This window comes from Sinorhizobium sp. BG8 (assembly GCF_016864555.1).
Lineage (GTDB): Bacteria > Pseudomonadota > Alphaproteobacteria > Rhizobiales > Rhizobiaceae > BG8.
This window is the reverse complement of sequence record NZ_CP044011.1, coordinates 389,012-400,383: the sequence shown is the minus strand read 5'-3', so window position 1 is coordinate 400,383 and position 11,372 is coordinate 389,012. Positions and strand designations below refer to the sequence as shown.

12 protein-coding genes and 1 pseudogene are annotated in these 11,372 nt (G+C 62.0%); 12 read left to right on the top strand and 1 reads right to left on the bottom strand.

The features are described 5' to 3' along the window. Positions 1 to 2 precede the first annotated feature (2 nt). From F3Y30_RS01875 to F3Y30_RS01865, 3 genes and pseudogenes are all read left to right on the top strand, one after another. Positions 3 to 296 carry a YciI-like protein gene (locus F3Y30_RS01875; protein ID WP_203424892.1) on the top strand — a complete coding sequence of 98 codons (294 nt, stop codon included), beginning with the start codon at positions 3 to 5 and terminating at the stop codon, positions 294 to 296. A gap of 4 nt (positions 297 to 300) precedes the next feature. Then, positions 301 to 732, top strand: a complete 432-nt coding sequence (locus F3Y30_RS01870) for an EVE domain-containing protein (RefSeq protein WP_203424891.1) — start codon at positions 301 to 303, stop codon at positions 730 to 732. Then, positions 729 to 1,432, top strand: a pseudogene (locus tag F3Y30_RS01865) (methyltransferase). The gene F3Y30_RS01870 and the pseudogene F3Y30_RS01865 overlap by 4 nt, the downstream one beginning before the upstream one ends. Positions 1,433 to 1,444: 12 nt before the next feature. On the opposite strand, the gene F3Y30_RS01860 reads toward F3Y30_RS01865, so the two are convergent. After that, entirely contained in the window at positions 1,445 to 2,149 is a 705-nt protein-coding gene (locus F3Y30_RS01860; protein ID WP_203424889.1) for a hypothetical protein, read from the bottom strand. 306 nt (positions 2,150 to 2,455) lie between these two features. On the opposite strand from F3Y30_RS01860, the gene sdhC reads away from it, so the two are divergent. From sdhC to sucD, 9 genes are all read left to right on the top strand, one after another. Beyond that, complete coding sequence (gene sdhC, locus F3Y30_RS01855) at positions 2,456 to 2,848, top strand: succinate dehydrogenase, cytochrome b556 subunit (RefSeq protein WP_203424888.1); 393 nt, start codon at positions 2,456 to 2,458, stop codon at positions 2,846 to 2,848. A gap of 13 nt (positions 2,849 to 2,861) precedes the next feature. After that, the gene (gene sdhD / locus F3Y30_RS01850; protein ID WP_203424887.1) at positions 2,862 to 3,242 is read left to right on the top strand and encodes a succinate dehydrogenase, hydrophobic membrane anchor protein; all 381 of its coding nucleotides are present in this window, start codon (positions 2,862 to 2,864) and stop codon (positions 3,240 to 3,242) included. Between the two features lie 6 nt (positions 3,243 to 3,248). After that, positions 3,249 to 5,090: a succinate dehydrogenase flavoprotein subunit gene (gene sdhA, locus F3Y30_RS01845; protein WP_203424886.1), complete on the top strand. Its 1,842-nt coding sequence runs from the start codon at positions 3,249 to 3,251 to the stop codon at positions 5,088 to 5,090. Between the two features lie 18 nt (positions 5,091 to 5,108). Continuing rightward, positions 5,109 to 5,888: a succinate dehydrogenase iron-sulfur subunit gene (locus tag F3Y30_RS01840; RefSeq protein ID WP_203424885.1), complete on the top strand. Its 780-nt coding sequence runs from the start codon at positions 5,109 to 5,111 to the stop codon at positions 5,886 to 5,888. 358 nt (positions 5,889 to 6,246) lie between these two features. After that, positions 6,247 to 6,783, top strand: a complete 537-nt coding sequence (locus tag F3Y30_RS01835; protein WP_203424884.1) for a protease inhibitor Inh/omp19 family protein — start codon at positions 6,247 to 6,249, stop codon at positions 6,781 to 6,783. 34 nt (positions 6,784 to 6,817) lie between these two features. After that, entirely contained in the window at positions 6,818 to 7,999 is a 1,182-nt protein-coding gene (zapE, locus tag F3Y30_RS01830; protein ID WP_246752846.1) for a cell division protein ZapE, read from the top strand. A gap of 178 nt (positions 8,000 to 8,177) precedes the next feature. Beyond that, a complete protein-coding gene (mdh, locus tag F3Y30_RS01825; RefSeq protein WP_203424883.1) occupies positions 8,178 to 9,140 on the top strand; it encodes a malate dehydrogenase in 963 nt (320 codons plus the stop codon). Between the two features lie 30 nt (positions 9,141 to 9,170). Continuing rightward, positions 9,171 to 10,364, top strand: coding sequence for an ADP-forming succinate--CoA ligase subunit beta (gene sucC, locus F3Y30_RS01820; protein WP_203424882.1), 1,194 nt, complete (start codon positions 9,171 to 9,173; stop codon positions 10,362 to 10,364). A gap of 17 nt (positions 10,365 to 10,381) precedes the next feature. Beyond that, entirely contained in the window at positions 10,382 to 11,284 is a 903-nt protein-coding gene (gene sucD / locus F3Y30_RS01815; RefSeq protein ID WP_203424881.1) for a succinate--CoA ligase subunit alpha, read from the top strand. Positions 11,285 to 11,372: the final 88 nt, after the last annotated feature.

The following is an 11,372-nucleotide window of genomic DNA, read 5'->3' as shown; positions in this document are numbered from 1 at the left end:
ACATGTACTTCGCTCTCCTTTGCACCGACAAACCGAACTCCCTTCAACTGCGGCTCGATACCCGCCCCGCGCATGTGGAGCACCTCAATCGCCTCAACGCCGAAGGCAGGCTCGCATTCGCCGGGCCGTTCCTCGATGGCGACGGCAAACCAAACGGCAGCCTCGTGGTCGTCAAGGCAGACAGCTTCGATGCGGCCCGCGCGCTTGCAGAGGCCGATCCGTTCAGCAAGGCGGGCCTGTTCGCGACCGTGGACGTGAAGCCCTGGACCTGGACGTTCAACAAGCCGGAGGCGTGAAGGAATGGCATTCTGGCTGTATAAGTCCGAACCGTTCAAATGGTCCTGGACCATGCAGAAGGAAGCAGGCGAGCAGGGAACGGAATGGACGGGCGTGCGCAACTATCTCGCGCGCAACAACATGCGTGCGATGAAGATCGGCGACAAGGGGTTCTTCTATCACTCGAACGAAGGGCTGGAGATCGTCGGCATCACGGAGGTCTGCGCGCTCTCCCACCCTGATTCCACTGCAGGTGACGATCCGCGCTGGGACTGCGTCGATATCCGTGCCGTTCGTGACCTGCCGCGGCCGGTGAGCCTGAAGGACATCAAGGCCAATCCGGCCCTGTCCGAAATGTCGCTGGTGACGTCGATGCGGCTTTCGGTACAGCCCGTAACCGATGATGAGTGGATCGAGGTCTGCCGCATGGGCGGACTGGACAATCCGCCGAAGTGAGATCCGAGAACGAGGGCTGCAGCCGGCCCGACAGGACGGAAGCGTGAAGACAGATCCGGAGAGCTTCATTCTGGCGAATACCGGTGTGCTGGTTCCGCCGCACGTGCCCGAAGTTCGGTTGCATCTCGCGTCTGAAGCTCACGAGCTCTGGCTGAAGACGGAGGCGGAGCTCGAGGAGATCGGACTGCCGCCGCCGTTCTGGGCGTTCGCCTGGGCGGGCGGGCAGGGGCTTGCACGGCATGTCATCGATAATCCGGAGCTGGTGAGAGGCCGCAGCGTACTGGATTTCGCCAGCGGATCGGGCCTCGTAGCCATTGCCGCTGCCATGGCGGGTGCCGAGCACGTGACGGCCGCCGACATCGATCCCTGGGCGGAAACCGCAGTGCGGCTGAACGCTGCCCTCAACGATGTGCGGCTGACATTCCTGAAAGACGATCTCATCGGACGCGATGAGGGCTGGGATGTCGTCCTTGCCGGTGACGTCTTCTACGATCGCGAGTTCGCCGATCGGCTTGTGCCGTGGTTTTCTCGCCTTGCGCAGCGGGGCGCGCTCGTGATGGTCGGCGATCCCGGGCGCAGCTATTGCCCGCGCCAGCGCATGGAGGCGCTCGCGAGTTACGAGGTTTCCGTCACCCGCCAGCTGGAAGACAGCGAAGTCAAGAAGACGACCGTCTGGCGGTTCCTGCCGGAACCCGCCTGAGGACTGTGTCCCTCAGGGCCTCACCACACAGACGCCTGATTCCCATGAGCAGCCGCCGGTATAGCCCGGCGTCACGGCGATGACCTTGCCACCCCGCGACGGCATTGGCGGCATCCTGTCCATACCCGGGAAGTCATTGCCCGCCCAGTAGAAATACATGCCGTTGCCCGGATCGTTGTAGGCGGAAAGGGCGCCGCCGTAGAAGTTGTTCTCATAACCGCTGCTGGTCTGGCCGGTCGGCCACGGGCGCTGGTTCCTGATCACGATCTCGTCCCGGCCGAAATATCCGCGGCGCCCGTAGTTGGTCTGTCCGTCCCAGGCATAGGGTCCATAGCCCCGGTAGTAGGGGCGATTTCCGTTGAACGTGTTTATGCGTGGAAACTGGTCGCCATTGTTCCAGTTGCGCTGCCCACGCCACTGGCGCTGTCCTTGCCAATTCCCCCGGTCGCCCCAATCACCCCGACCGCCCCAGTTACCCCGGCCGCCCCAATCGCCACGGCCGTCCCAGGCAAAGCGTCGGTTGGTTCCGAAGTATGGGCGGTTTCCGTTGAACGTGTTTATGTCGGGAATCTTGTTCTTGTGGTTGCGGGCATGCGAGTTGTGCCGGTGATGGAACCGCGTCCGGTCGGCCGCTTCGGCGACTTGGGCCAATGCCCCGCAGAACAGAGTTGCGGCTACCGCGACCTTGACCAGGCGGGTCGATAAAAACAGAGTCATTCTGCTCCAGCCTCCGGAATACGCTTAACAGATCCTTAACGACAGTCTGGACCATCCGACCCCGAAAGTCACGAATCTGGTTATGGAATCGTTACTTATCGTTAACCGGCGAGGGCCGCGTGCTGGTGGCCGAAAATACACCTTCTGCGTCTAATCGATTAAATTGATTTTGCACTGCAATGAGACTTGTGGTTAGGCAATCCGGTGATTAAACGTCGCATGCACTGCATTGCGCACAACATACTGCAATTCCGGAGAAAAACTGTCCAGTTTTAGGGCCGACCTCCGGGGTTCCGTGAGGTTCCGATGACGAATGTCACCAAAAGCCGGCCGCTTTCGCCGCATCTCCAAATCTACAAGCCGATTCCAACAATGGTTATGTCCATTGTTCACCGCATCACCGGCGGGGCGCTTTACTTCGGCACAATCCTTGTCGCCTGGTGGCTGGTCGCGCTCGCATCCGGAGAAGCATATTTCGAATGGGCGAGCTGGTTCTTCGGAACGCTTGTCGGTCGGCTCATCCTTTTCGGTTACACCTGGGCGCTGGTGCACCACATGCTGGGCGGGCTGCGCCATTTCATGTGGGACATGGGTTACGGCTACGAGAAGCATTTTGCGACCAAGGTCGCGAAGGCGACGGTGGTCTGCTCCGTGGTGTTGACGATCCTGATCTGGATCGTCGGCTATGCGATGCGCTGAAGGAGTACGATCAATGGATATGCGCACACCTCTCGGCAAGGTTCGCGGTCTCGGCTCGGCGAAGGAAGGCACGGAGCACTTCTGGCGCCAGCGTCTGACGGCGGTCGCCAACGTGCCGCTTCTGATTTTCTTCGTCGGCTTCCTCATTACCCACAGCTCAGCTTCCTATGCGGAGACCAGAGCGGCGCTCTCCAACCCGCTGATCGCGGTTCTGATGGGCTTCGTGGTTATCTCCGGTCTTTATCACATGAAGCTCGGCATGCAGGTCATCATCGAGGACTATGTTCACGCCGAAGGCCAGAAAATCGCGCTCCTGATGCTCAATACGTTCTTTACGATTCTCGTGGGCGGGCTCTGTCTTTTTGCCGTCCTGAAAATCGCTTTCGCAGGATAATCCATCATGGCATCGATCTCTTCGCCGGCCGCAAGCGGCAAAGCCTATGAGTATGTCGACCACTCTTTCGACGTGATCGTGGTTGGAGCGGGCGGCGCCGGCCTGCGGGCAACCCTCGGCATGGCCGAACAGGGTCTGAAGACCGCGTGCATCACCAAGGTGTTTCCGACGCGTTCGCACACTGTCGCGGCACAGGGCGGCATCGCCGCCTCGCTGCAGAACATGACGCCGGACAGCTGGCAATGGCACCTCTACGATACCGTCAAGGGCTCCGACTGGCTCGGCGATGTCGATGCCATGCAGTACCTGACTATGGAAGCGCCGAAGGCTGTCTACGAACTCGAGCACTATGGCGTTCCGTTCTCGCGCAACGAAGAGGGCAAGATCTACCAGCGCCCCTTCGGCGGCCACATGCAGAACTACGGCGAAGGGCCGCCCGTGCAGCGCACCTGCGCGGCAGCCGACCGCACCGGGCATGCGATCCTGCACACGCTCTACGGCCAGTCGCTTCGCAACAATGCCGAGTTCTTCATCGAGTATTTTGCCATCGACCTGATCATGTCGAGCGACGGCCGCTGCACCGGCGTCGTGGCATGGAACCTCGATGACGGCACGATCCACCGGTTCTCGGCCAAGATGGTGGTGCTCGCCACCGGCGGCTACGGACGGGCCTATTTCTCCGCGACATCAGCGCATACCTGCACGGGCGACGGCGGCGGAATGATCGCGCGCGCCGGCCTGCCGCTGCAGGACATGGAGTTTGTTCAGTTCCATCCAACCGGCATCTACGGCGCCGGCTGTCTGATTACGGAAGGTGCGCGCGGCGAGGGCGGTTATCTCGTCAACTCCGAAGGCGAACGCTTCATGGAGCGCTATGCACCATCGGCAAAGGACCTTGCGTCGCGCGACGTGGTCTCGCGCTGCATGACGATGGAAATCCGCGAGGGTCGGGGCGTCGGCAAGGGCAAGGATCATATCTTCCTGCATCTCGACCATCTCGATCCGGCGGTGCTGCACGAGCGTCTGCCGGGCATCTCCGAAAGCGCGAAGATCTTCGCCGGCGTCGACGTTACCCGCGAGCCTATCCCGGTCCTGCCGACCGTCCACTACAACATGGGCGGCATTCCGACGAACTACTGGGGCGAAGTGCTGAACGCGGACGGATCCAATCCCGAACGCCTCGCTCCCGGCCTGATGGCCGTCGGTGAAGCCGGCTGTGCCTCGGTACACGGAGCCAACCGGCTCGGCTCGAACTCGCTGATCGACCTCGTCGTCTTCGGCAGGGCGGCAGCCATCCGCGCCGGCCAGATCATCGACCGCGACGAGGCCGTGCCCGAACTCGACAAGGCCGCCTGCGACAAGATCATGGAGCGTTTCGACCGGCTTCGCCATGCGAACGGCGGCACGCCGACGGCTATCCTTCGCGAGAAGATGCAGCGCACGATGCAGGAAGACGCAGCGGTGTTCCGCACCCAGGAATCGCTTGAATCAGGCTGCTGCCGCATGAAGGCGATCTGGCAGGAACTGCCTGACGTGAAGGTTACCGACCGCTCGATGATCTGGAACTCCGACCTCGTCGAGACCCTCGAGCTGGAAAACCTCATGGCCAACGCCATCACCACGGTCGTCGGCGCGGAAGCCCGCAAGGAAAGCCGCGGCGCGCATGCGCGCGAGGACTACAAGGACGGCCCGCTTGGCGGCCGCGACGACGTCAACTGGCGCAAGCACACGCTCGCCTGGGTCAATGAGGCCGGCGACGTCACGCTCGACTATCGGCCCGTTCACACCGACCTTATCGCTCCCGGGATCGATCCGAAGAAGATCGAGCCCAAGGCCCGCGTCTACTGATCCCGAGGTGAACTGGACATGGTTGAACTCGCTCTCCCCAAGAATTCCCAGCTCACCGAAGGCAAGGTGTGGCCAAAGCCTGCCGGCGCCACGAACACGCGCGAATTCCGCATCTATCGCTGGAGCCCGGACGACGGGAAGAACCCGAGCATCGATACATTCTACATCGATGTCGACGACTGCGGCCCGATGGTTCTCGACGCGCTGCTCTACATCAAGAACAAGATCGACCCGACGCTGACGCTACGCCGGTCCTGCCGTGAGGGAATCTGCGGTTCCTGCGCGATGAACATCGACGGCACCAACACGCTCGCCTGCACCAAGGGCATGGACGAGGTGAAGGGAGCGATCAAGGTCTACCCGCTGCCGCACATGCCGGTCGTCAAGGACCTCGTGCCGGACCTCAACAACTTCTACGCCCAGCATCGCTCGATCGAGCCCTGGCTGAAGACGGTGTCTCCGACGCCTGCCAAGGAATGGAAGCAGAGCCACGAGGATCGCCTGAAGCTCGACGGGCTCTACGAATGCATCCTTTGCGCCTGCTGCTCGACTTCCTGTCCGAGCTATTGGTGGAACGGCGACCGCTACCTCGGTCCGGCGGTACTCCTGCAGGCGTATCGCTGGCTGATCGACAGCCGCGACGAGGCAAAGGGCGAACGTCTCGACAATCTTGAGGATCCGTTCCGCCTCTATCGCTGCCACACGATCATGAACTGCGCCCAGGCCTGCCCGAAGGGGCTGAACCCGGCAAAGGCGATCGGCGAGATCAAGAAGATGATGGTCGAGCGCCGGCTCTAGAGCATTCTTCCCGAAAACGTGAACCGCCTTCGGCAGAAGGACGTCACAGAAACTGCAGCCTGCAACGTGCGCAGCGAGGCCCACCGGCCGCCGGACTGCCCAGTCCGGCCGCGGTTCTCCGGCGTCTTAGTTCTGTACCGCTTGCGGCGATCCGCTGCTGGCAGGTGTGGTGCTCGCGTGAAAGGATCGCGGCAGGAGTGCCGCAGTGCACAACCGGCACTACCCATCTCCAGTAATTCTCTGCTACCGGTAAATTAAACATTCGGCTGCAGACTTGATTTGCAAGGACGATTCAAGGTAATTCCGCGGGAGTTGTTGCGTAGCACCATAGATTCCGGGACAGGGCAGGAGTGTCGACATGCGGATTGTTCATGCAGCGAGCGGACTGATGATTGCGCTCGCGCTCGCCGGGTGCCAGCGAACCTCGATGAGCGGCATCAACACGCAGCCGATGGCCACTCCGCTCGAAGCACAGCCGATCGGAACGGTTCAGTCGAGCCAGCTTCCGGATCCTTCCACGGATACGTCGCAGTTCCCCGAGAAGCCGTCCACCGACACGGCAATGGCGACCGGCCAGGGTGCTGCGACCGACACGGCTGCCGCAGCCACGGCCCTTGACGTCACCAAGGAATCCATGGTCGGCAACTGGCGCGTCTCCAATGGTCCCTCTTCGTGCGACATGTTCCTGACGCTCACCAACCTGGGCAGCGGATCGCGCGGCGGCACGCGTGGTTGCGCCGGAGAGTTGACCGCCATGGGATCCTGGGAAGTCGCCGGCAAGCAGGTCATCCTGAAGGATCGCAACGGCAATTCCATCGCGACGCTCTACAAGACTGCGGACACCCGCTTCGACGGTTCGACGAGTTCCGGACAGCCGGTAAGCCTGTCGCGTTAACATCTTCCGCCTCCGAGATCGGTAGCGTTCGCCCATGGGCCAGGACTGGGACAAGGTCTCCGCATACCCCGAACACGGGGTTTCCGACCGTTTGAAGTCGATGGTCGCATCGGGCGCACTTCAGCCCGATCCGCTGCAGGCGGCAATGGCGCTCCGGTTCGATCGCCTCCTCGAAGAGATCCACGCCCAGCGCCCGGCGCGCAAGTCGAGCGCGCTCGGCTGGCTCTTCGCCGCGCGGAAGCCTGAGACGGCGAGTGCGCCCAAGGGGCTCTACATCTACGGCGGCGTCGGCCGCGGCAAAACCATGCTGATGGACATGTTCTTCGAGCTGGCGCCGGCACGGCGAAAGCGGCGGGCGCACTTCCACGAGTTCATGGCCGATGTCCATGAGCGCATCCACAAGCATCGCCAGCAATTGAAGAATGGCGAGACGAAGCAGGCTGATCCGGTTCCGCCTGTTGCGGCTGCGCTGATCGAGGAGGCGCGCCTCCTTTGCTTCGACGAGTTCTCGGTCACGGACATTGCGGATGCTATGATCCTGTCGCGCCTGTTCGCGGAGCTCTTCGCGCGCGGCTGCATACTCGTCGCCACGTCCAACGTGGAGCCGGATAATCTTTACAAGGACGGCCTCAACAGGGGACTGTTCCTGCCATTCGTCGGACTGCTCAAAAAGCATGTCGAGGTCGTCGCTCTCGATTCCGATACCGACTACAGGCTGGAGAAGGACGCGGGTCTCCCCGTGTTCCGGTATCCCCTGGGACCGGAGAGCGATGCGGCGATGGATGCGGCCTGGCATCGCGAGGCGGAGGGGGAGCAGGTGAATTCCTCGGAGATCGCCATCAAGGGCCGCCGGATCGTTGTCCCGGTAGCGGCGGGAAAGTCGGCCCGGTTCTCATTTGCGGATCTTTGCGAACGGCCGGTCGGTGCGGCCGACTATCTCGCGATCCTAGAGCGCTACGATACGCTCTTCGTCGATCACATCCCCTTTCTCGGGGCTGACAAGCGCAACGAGACCAAGCGCTTCATCAATCTCGTCGATACGATCTACGACCAGGGTGCCCGTCTTTTCGCTTCGGCGGCCGCCGCTCCGGAAAAGCTGCTGGTCACCCGGAAGGGCACCGAAGGGTTCGAGTTCGACCGTACGGTCTCCCGCCTGATCGAGCTGCGCAGCGAGGATTATTATCGCAACTTCGTTGAGAAGCGACGTGGAATGTGACGGAAGTGCAACGAGAATTCTTACGTTTACGTAAGAATTTCTGGTTCTAACCGATTGAAATTCCTTGGTCCAAAAGAATGGGTTGAATTATTAACCGATGAGGCGTAATGGCTTGCGCCGACGGTTTGGCGTTTGCGACGTCCGGCCCTCGAACTTGGATCGCAAAGGAAGCACTTTCATGGCGCGCAAGAAGATCGCACTTATTGGTTCTGGAATGATCGGTGGCACGCTGGCGCATCTGGCCGGCCTGAAGGAACTGGGCGACATCGTTCTGTTCGACATCGCGGACGGCATTCCGCAGGGCAAGGGCCTCGATATCGCCCAGTCCTCACCCGTCGAAGGCTTCAACGCCTCGCTCACCGGCGCCAGCGACTATGCGGCGATCGAAGGCGCTGATGTCTGCATCGTCACCGCAGGCGTCGCCCGCAAGCCGGGCATGAGCCGCGACGACCTGCTCGGCATCAACCTCAAGGTCATGGAACAGGTTGGCGCGGGCATCAAGAAGTATGCCCCGAACGCCTTCGTCATCTGCATCACCAACCCGCTCGACGCGATGGTCTGGGCTCTCCAGAAGTTCTCGGGTCTGCCGAAGAACATGGTCGTCGGCATGGCCGGCGTGCTCGACTCCGCTCGCTTCCGCCTCTTCCTTTCCGAAGAGTTCAAGGTTTCCGTTCAGGACGTCACCGCTTTCGTTCTCGGCGGCCATGGCGATACCATGGTGCCGCTCGCTCGCTACTCCACGATTGCCGGCATTCCGCTGACCGACCTCGTCAAGATGGGTTGGATCACCAAGGAGCGCCTCGAAGAAATCATCCAGCGTACCCGTGATGGCGGCGCTGAAATCGTTGGCCTGCTGAAGACCGGTTCGGCCTACTATGCGCCGGCTGCTTCTGCGATCGAGATGGCGGAATCCTATCTCAAGGACAAGAAGCGCGTCCTGCCTTGCGCCGCCTATCTCTCCGGCCAGTACGGTGTGAAGGACATGTATGTCGGCGTTCCCACCGTCATCGGTGCGGGCGGTGTCGAGCGCATCATCGAGATCGACCTCAACAAGCCTGAGCAGGAAGCCTTCGACAAGTCGGTCGGCGCCGTCGCCGGTCTCTGCGAGGCATGCATCAACATCGCGCCGGCCCTCAAGTAGTCGCCTCCGGCAGATAACAGGACAGATCCCATGAACATTCATGAATATCAGGCCAAGGCTCTCCTGAAGAGCTTTGGCGCGCCGGTCGCGGAAGGTGTTGCAATCTTCTCCGCCGACGAGGCAGAAGCTGCTGCGAAGTCTCTCCCCGGCCCGCTTTACGTGGTGAAAAGCCAGATCCACGCCGGCGGCCGCGGCAAGGGCAAGTTCAAGGAACTCGGGCCCGACGCCAAGGGCGGCGTGCGCCTCGCCTTCTCGATCGACGAAGCCAAGGCCCATGCCAAGGAAATGCTCGGCAACACGCTCGTCACCGCGCAGACCGGCGAAGCCGGCAAGCAGGTGAACCGCCTCTACATCGAGGACGGCGCCGACATCGACCGCGAACTCTATCTTTCGCTGCTCGTCGACCGCTCGGTCGGCCAGGTTGCCTTCGTCGTTTCGACCGAAGGCGGCATGGACATCGAGGCCGTCGCGCATGACACGCCGGAAAAGATCCTCACCGTCGCAATCAACCCGGAAGCCGGCGTCACCGCCGCCGATCTGGCGAAGCTGACCGCGGCCCTGAAGCTCGAAGGCGAAGCCAAGGCCGACGCCGAAAAGCTCTTCCCGATCCTCTACAAGGCCTTTGTCGAGAAGGACATGAGCCTGCTTGAGATCAACCCGCTGATCGTCATGAAGAACGGCCGCGTGCGCGTTCTCGACGCCAAGGTCTCGTTCGACGGCAACGCCCTGTTCCGCCACGACGACATCAAGGCGCTGCGCGACGAAACCGAAGAGGACGCCAAGGAAATCGAGGCCTCCAAGTGGGACCTCGCCTATGTCGCGCTTGACGGCAATATCGGCTGCATGGTCAACGGCGCCGGTCTCGCAATGGCGACGATGGACATCATCAAGCTCTACGGCAAGGAGCCGGCGAACTTCTGCGACGTCGGCGGCGGCGCCGGCAAGGAGAAGGTGGCTGCGGCCTTCAAGATCATCACCGCCGACCCGAAGGTCGAGGGCATCCTCGTCAACATCTTCGGCGGCATCATGAAGTGCGACGTTATCGCTGAAGGCGTGGTCGCAGCCGTGCAGGAAGTTGGCCTCAAGGTTCCGCTGGTCGTTCGTCTCGAAGGCACGAATGTCGAGCTTGGCAAGAAGATCCTGAACGAATCCGGTCTGGCGATCACCGCCGCGGATGATCTGGACGACGCTGCCAAGAAGATCGTCGCCGCGATCAACGGCTAACTCAAGGACCAGACCTCATGTCGATTCTCGTCAACAAGAACACCAAGGTCCTCGTTCAGGGCCTGACCGGCAAGACCGGCTCCTTCCACACCGAACAGGCGCTCGCCTACTACGGCACGCAGATGGTCGGCGGTATCCACCCGAAGAAGGGCGGCGAAACCTGGACCGGCTCCAAGGGCGAAACCCTGCCGATCTTCGCTTCCGTTGCCGAAGGCAAGGAAAAGACCGGCGCGGACGCATCCGTGATCTACGTTCCGCCGGCTGGCGCCGCGGACGCGATCATCGAGGCGATCGATGCGGAAATCCCGTTCATCACCTGCATCACGGAAGGCATTCCGGTTGCCGACATGGTGCGCCTCAAGGCCCGCCTCGACCGCTCCAAGTCGCGCCTGCTCGGCCCGAACTGCCCGGGTATCCTGACGCCGGAAGAATGCAAGATCGGCATCATGCCGGGCTCCATCTTCCGCAAGGGTTCCGTCGGCATTGTATCCCGCTCCGGCACGCTTACCTATGAGGCTGTCTTCCAGACCTCCAACGAGGGTCTCGGCCAGACCACCGCTGTCGGCATCGGCGGCGACCCGGTCAAGGGCACCGAGTTCATCGACGTCCTCGAGATGTTCCTCGCAGACGAGGCCACCACTTCGATCATCATGATCGGCGAAATCGGTGGCTCGGCGGAAGAGGATGCGGCGCAGTTCCTCATCGACGAGGCGAAGAAGGGCCGCAAGAAGCCGATGGCCGGCTTCATCGCTGGCCGTACGGCGCCGAAGGGCCGCACCATGGGTCATGCCGGTGCTGTCGTCTCCGGCGGCAAGGGCGATGCGGAATCGAAGATCGCCGCGATGGAAGCCGCGGGCATCCGCGTGTCTCCTTCGCCGGCTCGCCTCGGCAAGACGCTCGTCGAAGTCCTCAAGGGCTGAGAAGTACACCAATCTGGCGGGGGCGGCTTCGAAGAGCCGGCCCCGCTATCACTGTCGCTTCCGCCGAGGCGGTTCACGCCCGCGGAAC